Raw genomic sequence first — 22,106 nt, forward strand, 5'->3', positions numbered from 1 at the left:
GCTCCCCTCCGTTTCTGCCCGACGGCTCGTCAGCATGCCGAGCCCCAAGCCCTACGGAGCATCGGGGGATGCACATGAACAGCGTTCCGCAGCACCTGCTGAGCGAGGACCGCCAGGACTACGAGCGGATTCTCGATGAGGCGCTGCGCTCCGCACCACACAACCCGGAGCTGGCCGCTGTGGGACAGCGGCTCAACTCGGAGCAACTGCGCACGATGGCGCTCAACGCCACCGCGCTCATCACCGCGGCCGCCGCGACCGAGTACCAGCACTACGTGAAGGTCCGCGAGGAGGTCCGCCGACCGCCGTCGGTCTCGCCTGCCGTCCGTGACTCCGGCAGCGGCGAACCGACCGCCGGAGCGGCGGGTCTCGCCGCCTCCGTGGGCGAGGTGGCCGAGACGGCCGGGGCGGGGGCGGCGGCCGTCGTCGCCGTCCTGGCGCCCGTCCTGGCCGGTACCGCCGCAGCGATATTCCTGCTCGTCGGCTTCATCCTGCGGACTCTCGACCCCAAGGCCGCGTTCGCCCGCACGATGCTCACCACCGGCTGGGTGTTCGGCGCGGTCACAGCCGTCGCGATCGTCGTCGCCGGAACGGGTCTGCTGCTCACCGCCCTGCGCAACAAGCCCTCGGCGCTCGGCGGACGGTACCGGGAGCTCGACGGAGAGGTGGCCCGGGCGCGGGAGGCCTGGCGCGAGGCCCTGCTGGAACGGGGCATCGTGCCGTTCCTCCGCGACGCGCTCAGCGATCCCAAGGGGGCCACGGCACTGCGGCACACGGTGCCGCCCGCGTCGGCCGGCCGTATGCCGCACCTCGGGTACGGCCGGCCGGGCTTCTCCAGCCCCGAGGACAAGTCGGTCAGGGGCACCCGGCCGAGCTACTCCAGCCCGGACTACTCGAGCCCGGACTTCGGAGGGCCGGACCACCAGCCGGAGTAACCGTCACGGCCTCACCGGCCCGCGCCGCCTCCCCGCCGAGACCTCGCACCAGGACGTCTCCGCGCCGGGGGCGCGGGGCGGGTGGCCGCCGTACGGCCGCGGCGCGGGGCGTCAGAGGATACCCGCCGCGCGGGCGGCCCTGATCCACTGAGGGAACTCGGACAGCAGCCGGTCGTACAGCTCCGCGTCCGGGACCGTGCTGATGTCGTCGACGGAGAAGAAGCCGACGTTGTCGACGCGTCGCCCGGGCAGGGTGTCGAAGCGCTCCAGCACGCCGTAGTTGGCGCGGCCGAGGCCCACGAACTGCCAGAAGACGGGCTCCTCCACGGCCTGACGCAGCTGGGTCTCGATGTCGGCGTTGCGGTAGACACCACCGTCGGAGAAGAACAGCACCAGCGTCGGGTCGGTGCTGGGGTGGTCCCGCACGAACGCGCGCACCTCCGCGATGACCTTCTGCTCCTCGTTCTGGATGCCGACGTCCCGCATGTCGACCTGGCTCGGGTCGAGAGTCTTCTTCCGCTTGCGCCGGAAGAGACTGATCTCCCCCACCCGGACGTGCAGCCGCAGCCACTCGGGAAGGTCACCGAGCCGCAGGTCCGGCAGCCGGGCCGGGTTCGTGGCGAACGTCCAGGCCTGCATCTCCCCGTCGTCGTCCAGCTGGGCGGCGACCGCCGCCATCCGCTCGACGACATCGGCGACGACCCCCTTGGTGTACAGGAAGGACATGGACCCGGAGGCGTCGAGGACCAGGATGACGCGCGCGGTGACCTCACTCGCCCCGTGCTTGCGCAGGCTCACCGCGACCTGCTCCTTGCGCAGGGACAGCCGCTTGCGCATGTCGACGGGCAGCCGCTCCTCACCCTTGGTGAGGCGGGTGGCACCGGACGGTGGCGGTGAGGCGGGGACAGGGGGTGCCGGGGCCGCAGCCGGGGGCGGCGGGGGTGTCACGGCAGCCGACCGGGCGTCGTGCGGTGTCGCGGCGGCGGCGGTCGACGGGGTGACGGGCGAGGGCGGCGGTGTCGCGGCGGCGGCCGACGGGCCGGGCTCGTCGACGGTGATCCCGAAGTCCGTGGCCAGTCCGGCCAGCCCGGAGGCATACCCCTGGCCCACGGCACGGAACTTCCACGCCCCCTGCCGCCGGTACAGCTCACCCCCGATGAAGGCGGTCTCGGACCCGGCCGCCATGTCGAAGCGGGCCAGCTCGGTGCCCGACGCCGCGTCCAGCAGCCGGAGCACCAGCCCCGGCACCTGCCCGAACGTCCCGCCGTCGGCCGACGCCGCAAGCACGATCCGGTCGACGGCCGGCTCCACCGAGCGCAGGTCGGCCTCGACGGTGTCGGTGGCGGCCACGTCGGTGTTCCGTTTCCCCAGGTGCCGTACGGCCCCGGAGGTGTGACGCGGCTGGTTGTAGAAGACGAAGTCCCCGTCGTCCCGCACCCGCCCGGCCCCCGTGAGGAGCAGGGCCGACGCGTCGATGTCCGGCACCCCCGGCCCGGCCCCCCAAGCGAGCTCGACGCGCACGACGGGCGCCGCGACGGAGATGTTGGAACCCTTGCTCATCGACCTCGCTGTCATGCCTCCAGTCTGCCCATCCACCCCCACGGAACACGAGACGCCCCACGCCGGCGTCCCCCTGCCCGCCGTCCGCCGACGCATGCCTGCGTGTCCGGTGCGACGATCCCGCGGAGACGGCCGGCCGACGACGCGCGCGGAGCCGTCGTCGGCCGGCCGTCGAGCACCGGGGGTGTGCCGGTCAGTCCGCGATCGGCAGATAGACGCGATTGCCCGCTGCCGCGAACTCCCGTGACTTCTGCGCCATCCCCTCCTCGACCTCGGAACGGCTGCCGCCGTGTTCGCGGCGGATGTCCTGGGAGATCTTCATCGAGCAGAACTTCGGGCCGCACATCGAGCAGAAGTGGGCCGTCTTCGCGGGCTCCGCCGGCAGGGTCTCGTCGTGGAACGCACGCGCCGTGTCCGGGTCGAGGGCCAGATTGAACTGGTCCTCCCACCGGAACTCGAAGCGGGCGTCGGACAAGGCGTCGTCCCACTCCTGGGCACCCGGGTGTCCCTTGGCCAGGTCGGCGGCATGAGCCGCGATCTTGTACGTGATCACGCCGGTCTTGACGTCGTCCCGGTTGGGCAGGCCCAGGTGTTCCTTGGGCGTGACGTAGCAGAGCATGGCCGTGCCCCACCAGGCGATCATCGCCGCGCCGATGCCCGAGGTGATGTGGTCGTACGCGGGGGCGACATCCGTCGTCAGCGGGCCGAGCGTGTAGAACGGGGCCTCCTCGCAGATCTCCTGCTGGAGGTCGATGTTCTCCTTGATCTTGTGCATCGGGACGTGTCCCGGGCCCTCGATCATCGTCTGGACGTCGAAGCTCTTCGCGATCCTGTTGAGCTCCCCGAGCGTGCGCAGCTCCGCGAACTGCGCCTCGTCGTTGGCGTCCGCGATCGACCCGGGCCGCAGCCCGTCGCCGAGCGAGTACGTGACGTCGTACGCGGCGAGGATCTCGCAGAGCTCCTCGAAGTTCTCGTACAGGAACGACTCCTTGTGGTGCGCCAGGCACCACGCGGCCATGATCGAGCCGCCACGCGAGACGGTGCCGGTCTTGCGGTTCGCGGTGAGCGGCACGTACGCCAGGCGGACGCCCGCGTGGACCGTCATGTAGTCCACGCCCTGCTCGGCCTGTTCGACGACCGTGTCCTTGTAGATCTCCCAGGTCAGTTCCTCGGCCTTGCCGTCGACCTTCTCCAGCGCCTGGTAGAGCGGCACGGTGCCGATGGGGACGGGGGAGTTGCGCAGCACCCACTCGCGGGTGGTGTGGATGTTGCGGCCGGTGGAGAGGTCCATGACCGTGTCGGCGCCCCAGCGGGTCGCCCACGTCATCTTCTCCACCTCCTCCTCGATGGAGGAGGTCACCGCCGAGTTGCCGATGTTGGCGTTGACCTTCACCAGGAACCGCTTGCCGATGATCATCGGCTCGGTCTCCGGATGGTTGACGTTGGCCGGCAGCACCGCGCGGCCCGCCGCGATCTCCTCGCGGACCACCTCGGGGGAGACGTTCTCCCGGATCGCCACGAACTCCATCTCGGGCGTGATCTCGCCCCGGCGGGCGTACGCCAGCTGCGTGACCGCACGTCCCTCGCGGCCCCGGCGCGGCTGACGCGGCCGGCCGGGGAAGACGGCGTCGAGGTTGCGCAGGCCCCCGCGCGGCGAGGTGTGCTTGATTCCGTCGTCCTCGGGACGGACGGGACGGCCCGCGTACTCCTCCGTGTCGCCGCGGGTGACGATCCAGTTCTCGCGCACTGGGGCCAGTCCTCGGCGGACGTCGGTGTCGACGAGCGGATCGGTGTACGGGCCCGACGTGTCGTACAGCGTGACGGACTCCCCGTTGGTCAGGTGCACCTGACGGACCGGCACCCGCAGGTCGGGGCGGCTGCCCTCGACATACGCCTTGTGCCAGCCGATGGACTTCCCGGCCTCCGTGGCCTCCGACGTCTCCGTCGGGTTCTGCGTGGAGACAGGCGTGCGTGCGTCCTTGTCGGTCATGAGACCTACTCCCTACGCCGGCATTACCCGGTAACAGGTTCGGCGGTCGACGCAGCGGATTCCGTCTGCCGACGTTCCGTGTGAAACATCACTCGTGATCGGTGATGTTTCACGTGGAACATCGCTGGGACGGAGGTCAGCGCCCTCTCAGCCCGGTGCTCCGAGCTCCCGCGTGTACAAAAGGTGCCTCCACGCTAGCGTCCTTTCTGGCGCGGTGAACAGAGGGCACCCTTCCTTCTTGCGATGATCGGGCGGTGACCTCGAACTCTCCGCCCCCGTATCCGCCGTCCGAGCCTCCGCACGGTGCCGACGCTCCCTCCCGGCACGTGCACGGGCACGGCCAGGGGCATGTGGACGCGCACGAACACACGGGCTCGCACCAGCGCCCGGACGCACACGGCCACACGGCGGGCCACGGTCATGAGGGCGCGCAGGGCCCTACGGCCGGGCCCCGGACAGCCGCGCACGGGCACGCGGTCGGCCACGGGCACAGTCACAGCCACGGACCGGCGGCACCCGTGTCCCGGCACCTCCGCAAGGTCATCGCGGCGATCCTCATCCCCTTCGCCGGGGCCGTCCTGGTCGGGCTGGCCGTCCTGTGGCCGGGCGGTGCCCCGGCCCATGAGCGCACCGGGGTCGGCTTCGACCGTCAGACGCACGAGGCCACGGTCACCGAGGTCGTCGCGGTGAACTGCGCGTCCGCCAATCCCTCGGCGGGCGTCCCGACCGGTGACACCTCCACAGCCGAAGGCTCCTCGGCTGAACAGCGGGCGAAGGGCACCTGCAAGAAGGCGACGATCCGCGTCGACACCGGCAAGGACAAGGGCCGCACCTTCAGCGAGCTCGTGCAGCCGGACCAGTCGCGGCAGTTGAGCGAGGGCCAGGAGGTCGTGGTCGCCTACGAGCCCTCGGCGCCGGAGGACCTGCAGTACTCGGTCGCCGATGTGAACCGCCGCTTCCCGCTGGCGCTGCTGGCCGGCATCTTCGCGCTCGCCGTCGTGGCCGTGGGCCGGCTCCGGGGGGTCATGGCGCTGGTGGCGCTGGCCGTCAGCTTTCTGGTGCTCAACTTCTTCATCCTGCCGGCCATCCTGGAGGGCTCGAACCCGCTGGTCGTGGCGGTGGTGGGAGCGAGCCTGATCATGCTGCTCGCCCTGTACCTCTGCCACGGGCTGTCCGCCCGCACCTCGGTGGCGGTGCTCGGCACCCTCGTCTCCCTGCTGCTGATCGGTGTTCTGGGATCGGTGTTCATCGGCTGGTCGGCGCTGACCGGCAACACCGACGACAACACCGGTCTGATCCACGGCCTCTACCCGGGCATCGACATGAGCGGTCTGCTGCTCGCGGGCGTCATCATCGGATCGCTCGGTGTCCTCGACGACGTGACCGTCACCCAGACGTCCGCGGTCTGGGAGCTGCACGAGGCCAACCCGGCGATGGGCCGCCGCGCGCTGTACCGCGCGGGCATCCGCATCGGCCGCGACCACATCGCCTCCGTGGTCAACACGCTGGTCCTCGCGTACGCGGGCGCCGCGCTGCCGTTGCTGCTGCTGTTCTCGGTCGCCCAGAGCAGCATGGGGACGGTAGCCAACAGTGAACTGGTCGCGGAGGAGATCGTGCGGACCCTGATCGGCTCGATCGGCCTGGTCGCCTCGGTGCCCGTCACCACGGCCCTCGCCGCGCTGGTCGTCTCGGCCGACCGCCCGGCGGACCGGGTCCCGGTGCCCGGGCAGGCCGGAATCCACGAGGGGCCTGTGGGACAGGCGTCGGAGCCCCGCCCGGCCGCGGCACGCGGCGGACGCGGCCGGCGCCGCAAACGCTGACCTGCCGTCCCGCTCGCGGGCGGAGGACCCGGCCCGGGCGCGCGCTGAAGCGTTACGCCACCGGCCCACCCGGTCGGCGCAACGTTCAGCCGGCGCTCTGCTCCGCGAGGATCCGGTCCAGCGCGTCGTCGAGGTGCGCGTCGAAGTCGGCGAGCGCCCCTTCCTGCCCCAGCGGCACCAGCTTGTCGGTGCGGTCGAGGAAGGCCACGAGCGGTGCCGTCGAGGAGCGGAACAACGCCTGGTCGCTGCCGACCTGGAGCCGGATCAGCACCTCGCCCAGGGTGTCGGGGTCGACCGGCGCGACCCGCACATCGCCCTCGCCGCAGGGCCTGCCCACACCGTCGACCAGCAGCTCCCGGCCGAAGGCCCACGTCACGGGGGCGTCTCCGGGCAGATGGAAGGTCAGCCGCACCGCGTAGGGATCGCAGGTGTCATAACGCAGCTCCACCGGAATGCGGAAGGAAAGCTCTTCCGACACGAGAAAGCTCATCATGACCTCTGCCTGTACGGATTCGCGCATCGCCTACCCCGTCATTCGCCGCGGACTGGCCGGGCATGGACCCTGACACTAGAGGGAATCTTGCTGAACGTACACAGCAGATCACAAGGAGTGAGTTTTCAGATACTGATAGACAGCGCGAGCGACCCGAGCAGACGGCGCATTTCGGACCGCAACTGCTGGACCGCCGGGGCGAGCCGGTCGGCCTGGTGCGCGGGCAGGGAGATGGCCACCGACGCCGCCATGGTCCCGATCGTGAGAGGGATCGCCGCGCACACCGTCCCCAGCGCGTACTCCTGACGCTCGGTCACCAGATCGGTGTCCTGGGACCGCTCAAGACGCCTGAGCAGGCTGTGGGAGTCCCGCACGGTGTACGGGGTGACCGGCCGCACGGGGTAGCGGTCGAGGTGGTCACGCCGGGACCTCTCGTCGAGCTGAGCCAGCAGACACTGGCCGAGAGCGTGGGCATGGCCGGTCTCGCGGAAATCGGCCCACTCCTCGACCGCGGGATTGCCGGGGGTGTCGGCGACGCCGACCACACCGATCTCACCGTCGCGGTACACCGCGTAGTACACGGGGACGCCCACCACGTCCCGCCAGCGGGCGAGGGTGTCGGTGACCGTGCTGCGACGTTTCTGCTGTGCTCCGCTGCTGCTCAGCCGCTCGGCCGCCTCCCCCAGGAAGAACAACCCCCGGTCGCGGCGCAGATAGCCCTCGTGCACCAGGGTGCGCAGCAGGTGGTAGGTCGTGGGGAGCGCCAGCCCGGTCTCCCGGGCGAGTTGTTTGGCCGGTGCCCCGTGCTCGTGCCCGGCGACGGTCTCCAGCAGGCGCATGGCGCGCTGGACCGAGCCGATGAGGGTGGCACCGGGGGACGCGGGAGGCGCCGGCGATCGGGGCTGCGCGGGGACCGCGGTCCTCTGTGCGGAGGCGGTGCCAGTCGTGGCCAAGGGTCACTCCCGAAACGCGAGGGGGCAGCCCGTGCGGGGAACACGGGTGGTGGGGTCGCCGCTCGCGGGGACCGGCCCCGCGTCGAGTTCCGGACTCTAACGGCCCGTCACCGCACGCAGGAGGCCCTGCGTGGAAACTTCCCCCACCCGAGGGAACCGGCGCTTCCCGTTACCGCCCCGCCGGTTACCGCCGGATCACCAGTCGCCGCGCGACGAGGAACTCGTCGTGAACTTCCGCACGACGTAGATCAGTCCGCCGACCAGGGCGACGAACACCAGCGCCTTGAAGAGCAGGCCGATCACGAAGCCGACCACGCTCGCTATCAGTCCGCCGAACACCACCAGGGCGATGACCGGCACCGCGATCCACTTCACCCACCACGGCAGTCCCGTGAAGATCTCTCGCATCGCCCTCGTCCTTACCTCTCCGCCCGCCACGTTCCGGGTCGTGTCGATGATGTCCTGCACTCGATGCTAGGGCGGACACGGGCCCGGCGGGGGCCCTCGATCCCTTGTCCTCCCCTGACCCGTCCCCTAGGGAACCCGGAGACCGCGCCTCAGCTCTCCGGGGGAGAGAAGACCACCAGGACCCGCAGGTCCTCGCTGATGTGATGGAACTTGTGCGGCACCCCGGCCGGCACGTACACGACGCTGCCGCGCGCCACCTGAGTGGTCTCCGTGCCCACGGTGATCGCGGCACGGCCGCTGGCCACGAAGTACACCTCGTCCTGACCGTGCGGCTGCTGCGGGTCCTGGGCGCCGGCGTCCAGGGCGTAGAGACCGACCGACATGTTCCGTTCGCACAGGAACTGGAGGTACGCCCCGTCGTTCGCGGCGCGTTCCGCTTCCAGTTCGTCCAGCCGGAATTCCTTCATCTCCTGGTCCCGCCCCTGCCCTCACTGCCCGATCCGGATGCTGTCTGCCACGATCAGACACATGAAGAATTTCCTAGTCAAGACGATCGCCAACGCGGGAGCCCTCGCCGTCGCGGTCTGGCTGCTCGACAAGATCACCCTGACCGGGGACAGCACGGGCAAGGAGATAGGCACCCTGCTCCTCGTCGCGCTGATCTTCGGCGTGGTGAACTTCCTGGTCAAGCCGGTGGTCAAGCTGCTGAGCCTGCCCCTGCTCATCCTGACCCTGGGCCTGTTCACCCTGGTGGTGAACGCCCTGATGCTGCTGCTCACCTCCTGGCTGGCCGACCAGCTCGACCTGAGCTTCCACGTGGAAGGCTTCTGGACGGCCGTCCTGGGCGGGCTCATCATCTCCGTGGTCTCCTGGGCACTGAACGTCGTCCTGCCCGACGGGGACTGAGCACCATGACCTACCGCGTCTGCTTCGTCTGCACCGGCAACATCTGCCGCTCGCCCATGGCCGAGTCCGTCTTCCGCGCGCGGGTCGCCGAGGCCGGGCTCGACGACCGGGTCGAGGTCGACAGCGCCGGTACCGGCGGCTGGCACGAGGGCGAGGGCGCGGACCCCCGCGCCGTCGGCGTGCTGCGGGACAACGGCTACGAGGCCGGACACACGGCCCGGCAGTTCGACCCCTCGTGGTTCGCCGGCCTCGACCTCGTCATCGCGCTTGACGCCGGTCACCTGAGGGCGTTGCGCCGTCTCGCCCCCACGGAGCGGGACGCGGGCAAGGTGCGGCTGCTGCGGTCGTACGACCCCGGGGCCGGTGACGACCTCGACGTACCGGACCCGTACTACGGGGACCGGGAGGGTTTCGAGCAGTGTCTTGAGATGGTGGAGGCGGCGAGCGAAGGACTGCTCGCCGCGGTACGCGAGCGTGTGGAAGGACGGGCGGCATGAGCGACACGACGAGGGGTACGACCGGCGGGCCGGGTGACGGCACCCGTGCGGTGCGCGCCGGGCTGCCCGAGCCGGTCAAGCACGAGCCGACGCTGCCCGGTCCGGTGTTCGCCGCCCACTTCCACCTCCCGGGCGACCCCACCGGCCCGTACACCTACGGCCGGGACGAGAACCCGACGTGGACCCTGCTGGAACGGGCCATCGGGGAGCTGGAGGCCCCCGGGCAGGACGACGTCGAGGCGCTGGTGTTCGCCTCCGGCATGGCCGCCATCTCCGCGGTGCTCTTCTCCCAGCTGAGCACCGGGGACGCGGTCGTCCTGCCGGACGACGGCTACCAGGCGCTGCCGCTGGCGCGCGCCCAGCTGGAGGCGTACGGCATCGAGGTGCGCACCGCGCCGACCGGCGGCGACGCGCAGCTGGAGGTCCTCGACGGCGCGAAGCTGCTGTGGATCGAGACGCCCTCGAACCCCGGCCTCGACGTGTGCGACGTACGGCGGCTCGCCGACGCGGCCCACGCGCGGGGGGCCCTTGTGGCTGTCGACAACACCCTGGCGACGCCACTCGGCCAGCGCCCGCTGGAGCTCGGCGCGGACTTCGCGGTGGCCAGCGGCACCAAGCAGCTGACCGGCCACGGCGATGTGCTCCTCGGGTACGTCACCGGCCGCGATGCCGAGGCGATGGCCGCGGTCCGGCGGTGGCGCAAGATCGTCGGCGCCATCCCGGGTCCCATGGAGGCCTGGCTCGCGCACCGCTCGATCGCCACGCTGCAGCTGCGCGTCGACCGGCAGAACGCCACCGCGCTGACGCTCGCCGAGGCCCTGCGGGAGCGGCGGGAGGTCACGGGGCTGCGCTACCCGGGGCTGCCCGACGACCCGTCGCACAAGATCGCCTCCCAGCAGATGCGCCGCTACGGGTGCGTGGTGTCCTTCACGCTGCCCTCACGCGCGCGGGCGGACCGTTTTCTCGACGCCCTGCGGCTCGTGGACGACGCGACGAGCTTCGGCGGTGTGCGGTCCACGGCGGAGCGGCGCGGCCGGTGGGGCGGGGACGCGGTGCCGGACGGCTTCGTGCGCTTCTCCGTGGGTGCGGAGGACCCGGAGGACCTGGTGGCTGACGTGCTGCGGGCGCTGGACGAGACCGCTGACTGACGCATTCGGCCCGTCGGACCGCAGACATCCGGCACCGGACTGCGGACGGTCCGAGCCTCCCCCCTCGTGGCTCGGACCGTCCTCGGTTCTGCGCGCGAAGAACCGCGCGACCAAGGCTAGTTGACTGAGTGTCAGTGTCCAATCACAGTAACGACAGCGACCTATCGACATATTTATAGTTGGCCCTGTCCGATCTATGGCGGGGGCGACGAGGGAGGGGTACGTGCCGTGGATCTGGCCTTGCTGCGGACCTTCGTGACCGTGCACCGGGCCGGTTCCTTCACGCGCGCGGCCGCCCTGCTGGGTCTTTCCCAGCCGGCCGTCACCTCGCAGATCAGAACGCTGGAACGGCAGGTCGGCCGCCCGCTGTTCCTGCGCCGGGCTCGCGGGGTGACGCCGACGACGATCGGTGACGAACTCGCCCACAAGGCGGCACCGCATCTGGACGCCCTGGTGGAGATAGCCGAGTCCGGGCTCGAGGAGGACTCCTCCTTACGCTCCCTGCATCTCGCCGGTCCCCCCGAGTTCACCGCGGAGCGGGCGCTGCCCGCGCTCACGGAGCTGACCGGTGAGGACGGCCAGGGCTTCGCCCTGCGCGCCTCCTTCGGCACCGCCGAGGAGGTGCTCGAAGGGCTCTCCGCCGGGCACCATGATCTGGCCATCAGCACCGTCCGGCCGCGCGGCGCCCTGCTCTCGGCCACCGCGCTCTGCGACGAGGAGCACGTCCTGGTCGCCGCGCCGCGCTGGGCCGGGCAGATCGCACCCGGCACGCTCCGCCGGTCCGATCCGTCCGTCCTGGAGCGCATCCCGGTCGTGGAGGTGCACGAGTCGCTCCCCTTCGTCGTCCGCTACTGGGCCTCCGTGTTCGACTCCCGCCCGGTCGCTCCGGGCACGGTCGTCGTCCCGGACCTGCGGGCGGTGCTGGCCTGCGCCGTGGCGGGCGCTGGTCTCGCGGTGCTGCCGCGCTATCTGTGCGCGGGCGCCCTGGAACACGGTGAGGTGGTCGCGCTGCACGAACCCGCGGTGCCGCCGCTGCGCACCTATTTCCTGGCCGTCCGTACCGGCACGCTGGCGAGACCGCACATCGCCCGGGCCCACGAGTGGCTGGAGCGGGCCGCCACCCGCTGGTGCTGAGCGGCTCCCCGGATGCCTGTCCTCCCGGGATCCGGACCGAGCGCGTCGTGCGATGTTTCACGTGGAACCAGCCGGGCCACATTTCCCCCATGACCGTCCGACCCGTGGTCAAGCGCACCGCCCGAGCCGTTCTGCTGGACGGCGATCACCTGATCCTGATCAAGCGCACCAAACCCGGCGTGGATCCGTACTGGGTCACCCCCGGCGGCGGGGTCGAGCCGGAGGACCCCACCGTGGTCCACGCCCTGCACCGAGAGGTGTACGAGGAACTCGGCGCCAAGATCGCCGACGTGGTCCCGTGCTTCGTGGACACCGTGGAGCACATCGGCGAGGACGCCGACACCACCGGGGTGAAGGTGCAGCACTTCTTCGTGTGCCGCCTGGAATCCATGGACCCGTCCCTGCGGCACGGCCCGGAGGTCGAGGAACCCGCCGGGGAGTACGAGATCGTCCGGGTGCCGTTCACCCGGGTCGGCATCGCCTCGGTCCACCTCGTGCCGCTGTCCCTGCGGCACTACCTGGACGGCAACATCGAGGGCGTCCGCGCCCTGCACGCCTCCGACCTGGGCTGATCTCCCTCCCGGACGGTATGGCCAAAAGCTCGTCCGCATCTGCGGAAACAGGTGGACGCCGAAGGCTCCCGTCGGACAGCCTGACCTGCGTGCCGACACCTTCTCTCGACTCTCTGCCCATCCGTCGTCTGACGCTCCGCGATCTCAGCGCCTGCGCCGACCTGTCCGAGGACCGGGGGTGGCCCCGGGAGGAGCACAAGTGGGGTCTCCTCCTCGCCGCAGCGAGGGGCTACGGCATCGACGCTCCCGACGGTGGTCTGGCGGCCGCCTGCGTCGTCACGGAGTACGGACCGCGCGACCAGCCTTCCCTCGCGGCCATCGGCATGGTCCTCGTCGCGGAGCGACACTCCCGTCAGGGCATCGGACGCCGGCTGATGCGTCACGTCGTCGCGGAGGCGGGCACCACTCCCCTCACCCTGTACGCCACGCCCCTCGGCCGGCCCCTCTACGAGGAGCTCGGGTTCAAGGTCGGCGGACAGGCCGAGATGCTGCGCGGCCGCTTCGTCCTCGGGGACCGGACGGACATCCGGACCCGCACCGCCACCGCGGACGACCTGCCGGGAATCCTGCGGCTCGACGAGGAGGTCTTCGGGGCGGACCGGACGCACATCGTGACCCGCCTGCCCGCCTTCGCGGACCAGCTGCGCGTGGCCGAGGACGACGGACGGCTGATCGGTTACGCGGCTGCCTGGCCCAACATGGACACCCATGTCGTGGGTCCGCTGATCGCCCGGGACACCGCGACGGCCCAGGCGCTCATCGCCTCCCTCGCCGCCCACACCAACCGGCCCCTGCGCACCGACATCGACGTGCGCCACGAGGAGCTGCTGAGCTGGGCGAAGGACCACGGGCTGTCGACGGTCGCGCTCAACGCGGTCATGACGTACGGGATCACTGAGCTTCCGGGGGACTGGAGCAGGCTGTTCGCCCCGGTGACGGTCGCGGCGGGCTGACGGTCCGCGGACAGGGCGACGCCGGTCCCGGGGGCCGGGGCCGGCGTCGCCCTGCTGTGCCGTGGCGCGGCGTGTCGTCAGGCGAGGGCCCGCACCGCGGTGGTGGCGATGCCGTGGTCCTGCTCCGGGGAGCCGCCGCCGACCCCGATGGAGCCGATCAGCCGGCCGTCACGCCGCACGGGCACGCCCCCGGCGATGAACAACAGAGGCCGGTCCAACGCGGTGGGCAGCGTGTGGAAGAGGCCACCGGGCTGTACGGCGTCCACCAGGTCGGCGGTGGGCGCGTCCAGCTGCAGTGCGGTGTAGGCCTTGCGGGTGCTGGTCTCGCCCGAGATCAGCACGGCCCGGTCGTCCCGGCGGAACGCGAGCAGGTGCCCGCCGGCGTCGAGGACGGTGACGCTGACGGTGAGGCCGGCCGCTTCGGCGTCCTTGACCGCGGCGGTGACGAGGGCTTCGGCGTCGGCGGTGGTGAGCGGGGTGACTGCGGTGGTGCTCATGAGGTGGTTCTCCTTGCGGTACGAGGGATGTCCGTCCGTCACGGACGTGCCATGACGGACGAGGGGGGATCGGTGGGAGACGGCCCCTGGGGGCGCGAGGACGGCCCTGGCCCCGCGCCCGGAGGTGCGGTGGTTCAGCGCGTGGCGACGGCCTGGTGGTCGGCAGGGGACGGGCCGGCGGCCGGGGTGCCGGCAGCGGCACCGCGGCGTTCGAGGACGGCCGAGAGGACGGCGAGCGCCAAGGCAGCCGCGGCGAGGACGGCGCCGACCCAGTTGGGTGCGGTGTAGCCGAGGCCGGCCGCGATCACGAGCCCGCCCAGCCAGGCGGACAGCGCGTTGCCGAGGTTGAAGGCGCCGATGTTGAGGGCGGACGCCAGGGTGGGGGCGCCGTGCGCGTGGTCCAGGACCCGCTTCTGCAGCGGGGGGACGGTGGCGAATCCGAGCGCGCCGACCAGGGCGATCGTGACGGCGGCGGCGACCTTGTTGTGGGCGGTCACGGTGAACAGCGCCAGGACGACGGCGAGGGCGCCGAGGGACACGTACAGCATGGGCATCAGGGCACGGTCGGCGTACCTGCCGCCGACGAGGTTGCCGCCGACCATGCCGAGGCCGAACAGGACGAGCAGCAAGGTGACGGAGCCGTCGGCGAAGCCCGCGACGTGCGTCATCATCGGTGCGATGTAGGTGATGGCCGCGAAGACGCCGCCGAAGCCGAGCACGGTCATCGCCATGGCCAGCAGGACCTGCACGTTCTTCAGGGCGGCCAGTTCGTGGCGCAGCCGCACGCCCTCCGGCTTCGGCATGTCGGGGACGAGCTTGGCGACACCGGCCAGGCCGACCACACCGAGGGCGGCGACCAGGCCGAAGGTGACGCGCCAGCCGACGGACTGGCCGACGAAGGTGCCCAGCGGGACGCCGACCACGTTGGCGACGGTGAGACCGGTGAACATCATCGCGATGGCGCCGGCCCGCTTGTGGGGGGCGACCAGGTCGGCGGCCACCACGGAGCCGATGCCGAAGAAGGCGCCGTGGGCCAGTGAGGAGACCACCCGTCCGGCCAGCATCAGGCCGAAGGTGGAGGCCAGCGCCGAGAGCAGGTTCCCGACGACGAACAGGCCCATCAGCAGCATCAGCATGCGCTTGCGGGAGATCCTTGTGCCGAGCACGGTCATCAGGGGGGCGCCGAACATGACGCCCAGGGCGTAGCCGGTCACCAGATAACCGGCGGTGGGGATCGAGACACCGAAGTCGCCCGCGACCTCAGGCAGCAGGCCCATGATCACGAACTCCGTGGTGCCGATCCCGAAGGCCCCGATCGCGAGGGCCAGAAGCGCGAGAGGCATGAGGGGAGAGACCTTCCAGAGATTGCAGGAGCGCTTAGCGAGCTTCGACAATAATTGCAGACGCGGGATATTTGCAAGCGCGGGATATTGCGACTGTGCTCTACCCTGGTGACAGAAGCTCGTGGACGGAGGAATCACGCCATGACAGCCACGGATCCCGCACTCACCGCCCTCTCCCAGGGTTGGTGCGCCCTCTCGTTGCTGCACGGGAGGATCGAGGCCCACATCGAGCGTGTCCTCCAGGCCCGGCACGACCTGAGCGTGCGGGAGTACTCGCTGCTCGACGTACTGAGCCGGCAGCACGCCGGTGAGGGGGGCCACCTGCAGATGAAGCAGGTCGCCGATGCGGTCGTGCTCAGCCAGAGCGCCACCACCCGCCTGGTCACCCGGCTCGAGGACCGCGGCCTGCTGGAGCGCTACCTCTGCCCCACCGACCGGCGCGGTATCTACACCGATGTCACCGAGGCGGGTCTCAAGCTCCTCGAAGAGGCACGGCCCACCAACGACACCGCCTTGCGTGAGGCCCTCGACGAGGCGGCGAAGAACCCCGAACTGGCCCCGCTGGTCCGTGCCGTGGAGACGCTGAAGGCTCCGGTGCCCGCATAGGGTGCCGCCATGGAAGACCTTGAGATACGGGCCGCGACCGCCGACGACGTCCCTGCGATCGTCGCCATGCTGGCGGACGACCCGCTGGGCGCGCAGCGCGAGTCACCGGACGACCTCTCGCCGTACCTGACCGCGATGGAACGGCTGCGGACCGACCCCAACCAGCATCTGGTCGTCGCGGTCCGGGAGGGCCGGGTCGTCGGGACCCTTCAGCTCACGATCGTTCCGGGACTGTCCCGGCGCGGCTCCACCAGATCGATCATCGAAGCGGTCCGTATCCACGCGGACGAGCGAGGCAGCGGTCTGGGCAGCAAGCTGATCGAGTGGGCGATCGACACCTCCCGCCGCGAAGGCTGCCAACTGGTCCAGCTGACTTCCGACCACACCCGTACCGATGCACATCGTTTCTACGAGCGGCTCGGCTTCACGGCGTCCCACGTGGGCTTCAAGCTGCCCCTGTGACCGAAGGGGCCGTGTTTCACGTGAAACACGGCCCCTTGCCGGTGTACGTCCCGGTTGTTGTCCCCGGCCTATCCGATGCCCTGCCACCCCTGCGGGTCCACGCCGCCGGGCACCGGGGCGCCTTCCTCTTACGGCTGACGAGTGAAGACGAACGACCCCAGGTCGAGATGGCTGACCGTCCCGTCCGGCCGCCGTACGGGCCTCAGGCGCTCCCCTGCGTAGTACCCCTCGAGCCCCACCCAGGTCCCCTCTCCATCCGGGCGGAACCGGGAGCGCCTCCCCTTTCCGGAGAGCGGCTCCAGTGCCAGCAGCCCGTCGGCCGACAGCCTCAGCCCGAAGGGGTACGTCCCCCAGTACCACTGCCCCACCAGTTCGAGCAGGGCCGGATCGGCCTCCCGCAGCGGTTGCCAAGGAGCCGGGAAGCGCGGTTCCGCCTCGGCGACGATCCGGACCAGATCCGCGGCGACCGTGAACGGCGCCGGGCCGGACGTGCAGTTGGCGAGGACCACCGCGCTCACGTCGTCCGCGAGACCCATCGTCAGGCAGGCCAGGAACCCGGGGAGCGATCCGGTGTGCCCGACAAGTGCCCTGCCGTGCTGATGACGCAGCTCCAGACCCAGGCAGTACGCGTAGCCGTCGGCCACGTCCGCCGCCTCGGCCGGTGCCGCCGGTGTCCGCATCTCCCGCACGGACTCGGCGCTCAGCACCCGCTCGTCCCCCGCGGCCAGGAAAGCGGCGAAGCGCGCCAGGTCGCCTGTGGTGGACCACAGCTGCCCGGCGGGGGCCATCACTCCCAGGTCCTCCAGCGGCTCGGGCTGCATCACGTCCGCCCAGGGGTGCACCGCCCAGCCACCCGCGTGCGGCGCTTCGGGCCGCACGGTCGTGCGGTGCAGGCCCAACGGCGCGAGCACCTCCCGCCGCAGGACGTCCTCCCACGGCGCACCACGCAACTGGGCGACCAGCGCGCCCAGGAGGGCGTATCCGGGGTTCGAGTAGTGAAAGCGCCGACCGACGGGGTGCACCAGGGGACGGTCCCCCAGAATGTCCGCGAGTTCCGGACGCAGCGAGCCAGGAGTCCGCTCCCACCAGAGGCCAGGTGTCTCGGCGGCCAGCCCGGCACGGTGCGCCAGCAGGTCGGCGACGCTCACTTCGCCCACACCCGTACCCGGCACGTGCTTCTCCAGAGGATCGGCGAGGTCGAGCAGCCCCTCGTCCCGCAGCCGGAGCACCAGAACGGCGATAAAGGTTTTGGTGATCGAACCGATCCGGTACTGGACGTTGCCGTCCGGGACCTCTCCCTCCACCGAGGTCCGGGCCCCGCTCCACACGGTCTTCCCGCCCCGCACCACCGCCGCGACGAGCGACGGCGCCCGCCCTTCGCTCTGCGCGAGGGCGATCCGGTGCAGCAGGGCCCGCCGGGTACCGGGCAGCAGTTCTTCCTCAGGTGACGTCATGCCACCAGTTCAGCAGGAACCGTGGCCACGTGCGCCTCCCCACACGTTCGGCGAGGCAGGACGGCCGAACAGCGCTGCAGGGAGCGGGTGTTTGGGATGCTTGTCACCGGGTCCGGGCTCCGAGTGATGGCTCTGAAGACACCCGGGGCCCCGGGTGGACCCCGACGTGTGGGCGCACTCAGAGGATGAAGGGGAACGAATTGGAGCCGGCAGAACTGCGCCGAGCTGTGGCGGCAGGACGGGCAACCGCTGCGGAGATGGGCTTTCAGGTCGACGATGCCGTCGTCATTCACAACTCGGACCGCGTCGCACTGCGTCTGGTGCCCTGTGATGTTCTCGTCCGGGTCGCGCCCCCGGGACATCTGACGGACTCCGAGTTCGAAGTGGAGGTCGCTCGCCGTCTGGCCGACGTCGGCGCACCGGTAGCCGAACTCGATCCCCGGGTCGAGCCCCGGGTGTATGTGCGTGATGACTTCGCCGTCTCGCTGTGGACCTACTACGCGCCTGTGGGACCGGAGATCACGCCGGCTGCCTACGCGGACGTGCTGGAACGGCACCACGCCGCCCTGCGCCAGGTCGACCTGGACGCGCCGCACTTCACCGATCGAGTGGCCGCGGCGCTGAGAGAGGTGACCGACAGAGAACGGTCCCCCGAGCTGTCCGACTCCGACCGGAGCTTCCTCAGCGACACACTCGGTGGACTGAGCTCCACGATCAGCGGCGACAAGGCCGGCGACCAGCTGCTGCACGGCGAGGCGCATCCGGGCAACCTCCTCAACACGAAGCGGGGGCCGCTCCTCGTGGACCTCGCCACATGCTGCCGTGGGCCGATCGAGTGGGATCTCGCCCATGCCCCCGAAGAAGTGGGAGAGCACTACGCGGGAGCCGACCACGACCTGATCCGGCGGTGCCGCGCCTTGAACTGGGCGATGTTCTCGGCCTGGCGCTGGCGCCAGGACGACCACATGCCCGACCGGGGTCACTGGAGGGTCGAGGGACTCCACCGCGTCCGTGCCGCACTCGATCGCTGCGGGGCCTGAACCCAGGGAAAGGGCTTCCGGGACCTGGTCCGCACCGAGGTGGGCGGTGACCGGTCAGGTCTGCGCCATGTCGACGAAGCGTGAGTAGTGGCCCTGGAAGGCGACCGTGATCGTCGCCGTCGGGCCGTTTCGGTGCTTGGCCACGATCAGGTCGGCCTCGCCCGCGCGCGGGGACTCCTTCTCGTAGGCGTCCTCACGGTGCAGCAGGATGACCATGTCGGCGTCCTGCTCGATGGATCCCGACTCACGCAGGTCGGAGACCATCGGCTTCTTGTCCGTGCGCTGTTCGGGACCACGGTTCAGCTGGGACAGCGCGATGACCGGGATCTCCAGCTCCTTGGCGAGCAGCTTGAGGTTACGGGACATGTCCGAGACCTCCTGCTGCCGGCTCTCGGCCCGCTTGGAGCCGCCGGACTGCATCAGCTGGAGGTAGTCGATGACGACCAGCTTCAGGTCGTTGCGCTGCTTCAGGCGTCGGCACTTGGCACGGATCTCCATCATCGACAGGTTGGGTGAGTCGTCGATGTAGAGCGGCGCCGCGGAGACGTCGGGCATCCGGCGGGCCAGACGGGTCCAGTCCTCGTCGGTCATCGTGCCGGACCGCATGTGGTGCAGGGCGACGCGGGCCTCCGCGGACAGCAGACGCATCGCGATCTCGTTGCGGCCCATTTCGAGGGAGAAGATGACGCTCGGCAGATTGTTCTTGATGGACGCGGCCCGCGCGAAGTCCAGGGCCAGCGTCGACTTACCCATCGCGGGACGCGCGGCGATGACGATCATCTGACCGGGATGCAGACCGTTGGTGAGCGAGTCGAAGTCGGTGAAGCCGGTAGGAACGCCCGTCATCTCGCCGCTGCGCGACCCGATCGCCTCGATCTCGTCGAGGGCGCCCTCCATGATGTCCCCGAGCGGCAGGTAGTCCTCGCTGGTGCGCTGCTCGGTGACGGCGTAGATCTCCGCCTGCGCGCGGTTGACGATCTCGTCGACGTCGTCGTCGGCCGCGTATCCCATCTGCGTGATGCGCGTGCCCGCCTCTACCAGGCGCCGCAGGACCGCGCGCTCGTGCACGATCTCCGCGTAGTAGGCAGCGTTGGCCGCCGTGGGCACCGTCTGCACGAGGGTGTGCAGGTACGACGCGCCGCCGACCTTGTTGATCTCGCCGCGCTTGGTCAGCTCCGCGGCGATCGTGATCGGGTCGGCCGGCTCACCCTTGGCGTAGATGTCGAGGATGGCCGTGTAGATGGTCTCGTGGGCCGGCTTGTAGAAGTCGTGCCCCTTGAGGATCTCCACGACGTCGGCGATGGCGTCCTTGGACAGCAGCATGCCGCCCAGCACCGACTGCTCGGCCTCCAGGTCCTGGGGCGGAACCCTCTCGAACGCGGAGCCCCCGCCGTCCCAGACCCCTCGGTCCGGGCCGCGGTCGTGCTGCTCGTCCCGGCCCCGGCCGTGGTCACCCGTGCGACGGGAGGCGGGCAGACGATCACTGGGACCGCTGTCGGCCCACGGGTCGTCCAAGGGCTCGGAAATGCTCACCGAGCCACCTCCTCCCGTCCGCCGGAGCGGATCTCGCCGTGCACCTCAGTTCTACGGCACGGCACTGACAAATAAGGGGGCCAACTCCGCTTGTCGCGCGCCGGATTTGTGGCTTTTTCGAAACCGGTGGACGGAGCAGGCGCCGGACCACCGTAGGCCCGTCGGCACCGTCAGCCAATCTGGTTATCCACAGGCCATGTGGACGACCGGCCCAATGCTGTGGAGAACTCTGCGAAACCTGTGCACGAGCCGGTGGACAGCCCTGTGAACAAGCCTGCGATGGGCGCCCGAGAAACGTTCTGACCAGCTCTTTTACCGTCCACCGGCTGTGCAGACAAAAAACTTCCTCGCAGGGATCAAGATCCGTTCATGAGGTGTACGCAAGCCCACACCCTCAGCCACGACGTAAGGGTCATCGTCCCATTGCATCTCTTACCTGTGGATGATTAGATTGGTGCACATGACACAGGCCCCCGCGCGCCCCAAAGCCGCCCGCCGACAGCACGACCGGGAGATCGTCCTGCTGGCTGTCCCGGCCTTCGGCGCGCTCGTCGCCGAGCCGCTGTTCGTGATGGCCGACAGCGCCATCGTCGGCCACCTCGGCACGGCACAGCTCGCCGGACTCGGTGTCGCGTCGGCCCTCCTGATGACCGCCGTGAGCGTCTTCGTCTTCCTGGCCTACGCCACCACGGCGGCCGTCGCCCGGCGCGTGGGCGCCGGCGACCTTCCCTCCGCCATCCGTCAGGGCATGGACGGCATCTGGCTCGCCCTGCTGCTCGGCGTCCTGGTCATGGCCGCCGTTCTCCCCACGGCACCGGCCCTCGTGGCCCTTTTCGGCGCTTCCGAGACCGCGGCCCCGTTCGCCACCACCTATCTGCGCATCTCGGCGCTCGGCATCCCGGCCATGTTGATCGTGCTCGCGGCGACCGGTGTACTCCGCGGACTGCAGAACACCCGGACCCCGCTGTATGTGGCCGTCGCCGGCTTCGTCGCCAACGGTGTCCTCAACGTCGTCCTGGTCTACGGCGCCGGCCTCGGGATCGCCGGCTCCGCCTGGGGCACCGTCATCGCCCAGTGGGGCATGGCCGCGGTGTATCTGACCGTGGTCCTGCGCGGGGCACGTCGGCACGGCGCCTCCCTGCGTCCGGACGCCGCCGGCATCAGGGCCTCGGCCCAGGCGGGTGCTCCGCTCCTGGTGCGGACCCTCTCGCTGCGGGCCATCCTGCTGATCGCGACGGCCGTCGCCGCACGCCTGGGCGACACCGACATCGCGGCCCACCAGATCATCCTCTCCCTGTGGAGCCTGCTGGCGTTCGCTCTGGATGCCATCGCCATCGCCGGACAGGCCATCATCGGGCGCTACCTGGGAGCCGGTGACGCCCAGGGCGCGCGGGACGTCTGCCGTCGCATGGTCGAGTGGGGTGTGGCGGTCGGTGTCGTCCTGGGTGCGCTGGTCGTGCTGGCCCGGCCGCTGTTCCTGCCGCTGTTCACCAGCGATGCCCTGGTGAAGGACGCGGCCTTGCCCGCCCTGGTGATCGTGGCGGTCACCCAGCCCATCTGCGGCGTCGTCTTCGTCCTGGACGGCGTCCTCATGGGCGCCGGAGACGGGCGGTACCTGGCCTGGGCGATGTTGGTGACCCTCGCCGTGTTCATTCCGGCCGCCCTGCTGGTCCCCGTCCTCGGCGGCGGACTCACCGCGCTGTGGATCACGATGACGCTCATGATGACCGTGCGCATGCTGACCCTGTGGCTGCGTTCCCGCTCCGGCCGCTGGGTCGTCACCGGCGCCGCACGCTGACGTT

General features: G+C 70.5%; 22 protein-coding genes. 12 read left to right on the forward strand and 10 right to left on the reverse strand.

The genetic code is table 11. The features are described 5' to 3' along the window. Window positions 1-68 precede the first annotated feature (68 nt). The gene (locus tag F3L20_RS31410) at window positions 69-935 is read left to right on the forward strand and encodes a hypothetical protein (protein WP_145829474.1); all 867 of its coding nucleotides are present in this window, start codon (window positions 69-71) and stop codon (window positions 933-935) included. Between the two features lie 111 nt (window positions 936-1,046). Here the strand turns inward: F3L20_RS31410 and F3L20_RS31415 are convergent, their stop codons facing one another. Beyond that, the gene (locus tag F3L20_RS31415) at window positions 1,047-2,510 is read right to left on the reverse strand and encodes a VWA domain-containing protein (protein ID WP_150157130.1); all 1,464 of its coding nucleotides are present in this window, start codon (window positions 2,508-2,510) and stop codon (window positions 1,047-1,049) included. Window positions 2,511-2,688: 178 nt separating this feature from the next. Further along, a complete protein-coding gene (gene thiC / locus F3L20_RS31420) occupies window positions 2,689-4,485 on the reverse strand; it encodes a phosphomethylpyrimidine synthase ThiC (protein ID WP_150157131.1) in 1,797 nt (598 codons plus the stop codon). 254 nt (window positions 4,486-4,739) lie between these two features. Here thiC and F3L20_RS31425 point away from each other — a divergent pair, with 254 nt between their 5' ends. Then, on the forward strand, window positions 4,740-6,305 hold the full coding sequence (locus F3L20_RS31425) for a YibE/F family protein (RefSeq protein ID WP_150157132.1): 1,566 nt from the start codon (window positions 4,740-4,742) through the stop codon (window positions 6,303-6,305). Between the two features lie 85 nt (window positions 6,306-6,390). Here the strand turns inward: F3L20_RS31425 and F3L20_RS31430 are convergent, their stop codons facing one another. The 4 genes from F3L20_RS31430 to F3L20_RS31445 all read right to left on the reverse strand — a co-directional run bounded on the left by F3L20_RS31430 (window position 6,391) and on the right by F3L20_RS31445 (window position 8,626). Then, window positions 6,391-6,825: an SsgA family sporulation/cell division regulator gene (locus F3L20_RS31430; RefSeq protein WP_019525340.1), complete on the reverse strand. Its 435-nt coding sequence runs from the start codon at window positions 6,823-6,825 to the stop codon at window positions 6,391-6,393. 98 nt (window positions 6,826-6,923) lie between these two features. Next, window positions 6,924-7,751 (reverse strand): IclR family transcriptional regulator, encoded by an 828-nt coding sequence (locus F3L20_RS31435; RefSeq protein WP_240810799.1) that lies wholly within the window; start codon window positions 7,749-7,751, stop codon window positions 6,924-6,926. A gap of 195 nt (window positions 7,752-7,946) precedes the next feature. After that, the gene (locus F3L20_RS31440) at window positions 7,947-8,159 is read right to left on the reverse strand and encodes a DUF5326 family protein (RefSeq protein WP_145829470.1); all 213 of its coding nucleotides are present in this window, start codon (window positions 8,157-8,159) and stop codon (window positions 7,947-7,949) included. 149 nt (window positions 8,160-8,308) lie between these two features. After that, window positions 8,309-8,626: a cupin domain-containing protein gene (locus tag F3L20_RS31445; RefSeq protein ID WP_150157133.1), complete on the reverse strand. Its 318-nt coding sequence runs from the start codon at window positions 8,624-8,626 to the stop codon at window positions 8,309-8,311. A gap of 61 nt (window positions 8,627-8,687) precedes the next feature. Between F3L20_RS31445 and F3L20_RS31450 the strand changes: the two genes are divergently transcribed. The 6 genes from F3L20_RS31450 to F3L20_RS31475 all read left to right on the forward strand — a co-directional run bounded on the left by F3L20_RS31450 (window position 8,688) and on the right by F3L20_RS31475 (window position 13,369). Then, window positions 8,688-9,065: a phage holin family protein gene (locus tag F3L20_RS31450; RefSeq protein WP_024886231.1), complete on the forward strand. Its 378-nt coding sequence runs from the start codon at window positions 8,688-8,690 to the stop codon at window positions 9,063-9,065. 5 nt (window positions 9,066-9,070) lie between these two features. Further along, on the forward strand, window positions 9,071-9,562 hold the full coding sequence (locus tag F3L20_RS31455) for a low molecular weight protein-tyrosine-phosphatase (RefSeq protein WP_150157134.1): 492 nt from the start codon (window positions 9,071-9,073) through the stop codon (window positions 9,560-9,562). Further along, the gene (locus tag F3L20_RS31460) at window positions 9,559-10,710 is read left to right on the forward strand and encodes a cystathionine gamma-lyase (RefSeq protein WP_150157135.1); all 1,152 of its coding nucleotides are present in this window, start codon (window positions 9,559-9,561) and stop codon (window positions 10,708-10,710) included. The genes F3L20_RS31455 and F3L20_RS31460 overlap by 4 nt, the downstream gene beginning before the upstream one ends. A 228-nt stretch (window positions 10,711-10,938) precedes the next feature. Further along, window positions 10,939-11,844: a LysR family transcriptional regulator gene (locus F3L20_RS31465; RefSeq protein WP_150157136.1), complete on the forward strand. Its 906-nt coding sequence runs from the start codon at window positions 10,939-10,941 to the stop codon at window positions 11,842-11,844. Window positions 11,845-11,933: 89 nt separating this feature from the next. Next, a complete protein-coding gene (locus F3L20_RS31470; protein WP_145829465.1) occupies window positions 11,934-12,416 on the forward strand; it encodes an NUDIX domain-containing protein in 483 nt (160 codons plus the stop codon). An 89-nt stretch (window positions 12,417-12,505) separates the two neighbouring features. Next, window positions 12,506-13,369 (forward strand): GNAT family N-acetyltransferase, encoded by an 864-nt coding sequence (locus F3L20_RS31475; RefSeq protein ID WP_150157137.1) that lies wholly within the window; start codon window positions 12,506-12,508, stop codon window positions 13,367-13,369. A gap of 77 nt (window positions 13,370-13,446) precedes the next feature. On the opposite strand, the gene F3L20_RS31480 is transcribed toward F3L20_RS31475, so the two are convergent. Together F3L20_RS31480 and F3L20_RS31485 are read right to left on the reverse strand one after the other, a co-directional pair. Then, window positions 13,447-13,866 (reverse strand): GlcG/HbpS family heme-binding protein, encoded by a 420-nt coding sequence (locus F3L20_RS31480; protein ID WP_150157138.1) that lies wholly within the window; start codon window positions 13,864-13,866, stop codon window positions 13,447-13,449. A 134-nt stretch (window positions 13,867-14,000) separates the two neighbouring features. Next, a complete protein-coding gene (locus F3L20_RS31485) occupies window positions 14,001-15,209 on the reverse strand; it encodes an MFS transporter (protein ID WP_150157139.1) in 1,209 nt (402 codons plus the stop codon). 141 nt (window positions 15,210-15,350) lie between these two features. On the opposite strand from F3L20_RS31485, the gene F3L20_RS31490 reads away from it, so the two are divergent. Both F3L20_RS31490 and F3L20_RS31495 read left to right on the forward strand, forming a co-directional pair. Next, complete coding sequence (locus F3L20_RS31490) at window positions 15,351-15,815, forward strand: MarR family winged helix-turn-helix transcriptional regulator (protein ID WP_145829461.1); 465 nt, start codon at window positions 15,351-15,353, stop codon at window positions 15,813-15,815. A 9-nt stretch (window positions 15,816-15,824) separates the two neighbouring features. Beyond that, entirely contained in the window at window positions 15,825-16,277 is a 453-nt protein-coding gene (locus tag F3L20_RS31495; protein ID WP_150157140.1) for a GNAT family N-acetyltransferase, read from the forward strand. A gap of 128 nt (window positions 16,278-16,405) precedes the next feature. On the opposite strand, the gene F3L20_RS31500 is transcribed toward F3L20_RS31495, so the two are convergent. Next, window positions 16,406-17,731, reverse strand: a complete 1,326-nt coding sequence (locus F3L20_RS31500; RefSeq protein WP_150157141.1) for a serine hydrolase domain-containing protein — start codon at window positions 17,729-17,731, stop codon at window positions 16,406-16,408. A 200-nt stretch (window positions 17,732-17,931) separates the two neighbouring features. On the opposite strand from F3L20_RS31500, the gene F3L20_RS31505 reads away from it, so the two are divergent. Further along, window positions 17,932-18,771 carry a phosphotransferase gene (locus F3L20_RS31505; protein WP_150157565.1) on the forward strand — a complete coding sequence of 280 codons (840 nt, stop codon included), beginning with the start codon at window positions 17,932-17,934 and terminating at the stop codon, window positions 18,769-18,771. A gap of 54 nt (window positions 18,772-18,825) precedes the next feature. Here F3L20_RS31505 and dnaB read toward each other — a convergent pair whose 3' ends face one another. Further along, entirely contained in the window at window positions 18,826-20,304 is a 1,479-nt protein-coding gene (gene dnaB / locus F3L20_RS31510) for a replicative DNA helicase (RefSeq protein WP_150157142.1), read from the reverse strand. Between the two features lie 460 nt (window positions 20,305-20,764). On the opposite strand from dnaB, the gene F3L20_RS31515 reads away from it, so the two are divergent. Then, window positions 20,765-22,102 carry an MATE family efflux transporter gene (locus tag F3L20_RS31515; protein WP_150157143.1) on the forward strand — a complete coding sequence of 446 codons (1,338 nt, stop codon included), beginning with the start codon at window positions 20,765-20,767 and terminating at the stop codon, window positions 22,100-22,102. Window positions 22,103-22,106 lie beyond the last annotated feature (4 nt).

The sequence above is a fragment of the Streptomyces tendae genome, assembly GCF_008632955.1.
Lineage (GTDB): Bacteria > Actinomycetota > Actinomycetes > Streptomycetales > Streptomycetaceae > Streptomyces.

Excerpts from the sequence above, each read along its gene's own strand:
- F3L20_RS31460 (WP_150157135.1), top strand. The coding sequence starts at position 9,559 with ATGAGCGACACGACGAGGGGTACGACCGGCGGGCCGGGTGACGGCACC.
- F3L20_RS31490 (WP_145829461.1), top strand. The coding sequence starts at position 15,351 with ATGACAGCCACGGATCCCGCACTCACCGCCCTCTCCCAGGGTTGGTGC.
- F3L20_RS31450 (WP_024886231.1), top strand. The coding sequence starts at position 8,688 with ATGAAGAATTTCCTAGTCAAGACGATCGCCAACGCGGGAGCCCTCGCC.
- F3L20_RS31470 (WP_145829465.1), top strand. The coding sequence starts at position 11,934 with ATGACCGTCCGACCCGTGGTCAAGCGCACCGCCCGAGCCGTTCTGCTG.
- F3L20_RS31485 (WP_150157139.1), bottom strand. The coding sequence starts at position 15,209 with ATGCCTCTCGCGCTTCTGGCCCTCGCGATCGGGGCCTTCGGGATCGGC.
- thiC (WP_150157131.1), bottom strand. The coding sequence starts at position 4,485 with ATGACCGACAAGGACGCACGCACGCCTGTCTCCACGCAGAACCCGACG.
- F3L20_RS31495 (WP_150157140.1), top strand. The coding sequence starts at position 15,825 with ATGGAAGACCTTGAGATACGGGCCGCGACCGCCGACGACGTCCCTGCG.
- F3L20_RS31410 (WP_145829474.1), top strand. The coding sequence starts at position 69 with ATGCACATGAACAGCGTTCCGCAGCACCTGCTGAGCGAGGACCGCCAG.
- F3L20_RS31440 (WP_145829470.1), bottom strand. The coding sequence starts at position 8,159 with ATGCGAGAGATCTTCACGGGACTGCCGTGGTGGGTGAAGTGGATCGCG.
- F3L20_RS31455 (WP_150157134.1), top strand. The coding sequence starts at position 9,071 with ATGACCTACCGCGTCTGCTTCGTCTGCACCGGCAACATCTGCCGCTCG.
- F3L20_RS31445 (WP_150157133.1), bottom strand. The coding sequence starts at position 8,626 with ATGAAGGAATTCCGGCTGGACGAACTGGAAGCGGAACGCGCCGCGAAC.
- F3L20_RS31500 (WP_150157141.1), bottom strand. The coding sequence starts at position 17,731 with ATGACGTCACCTGAGGAAGAACTGCTGCCCGGTACCCGGCGGGCCCTG.
- F3L20_RS31480 (WP_150157138.1), bottom strand. The coding sequence starts at position 13,866 with ATGAGCACCACCGCAGTCACCCCGCTCACCACCGCCGACGCCGAAGCC.
- F3L20_RS31430 (WP_019525340.1), bottom strand. The coding sequence starts at position 6,825 with ATGCGCGAATCCGTACAGGCAGAGGTCATGATGAGCTTTCTCGTGTCG.
- F3L20_RS31515 (WP_150157143.1), top strand. The coding sequence starts at position 20,765 with ATGACACAGGCCCCCGCGCGCCCCAAAGCCGCCCGCCGACAGCACGAC.
- F3L20_RS31415 (WP_150157130.1), bottom strand. The coding sequence starts at position 2,510 with ATGACAGCGAGGTCGATGAGCAAGGGTTCCAACATCTCCGTCGCGGCG.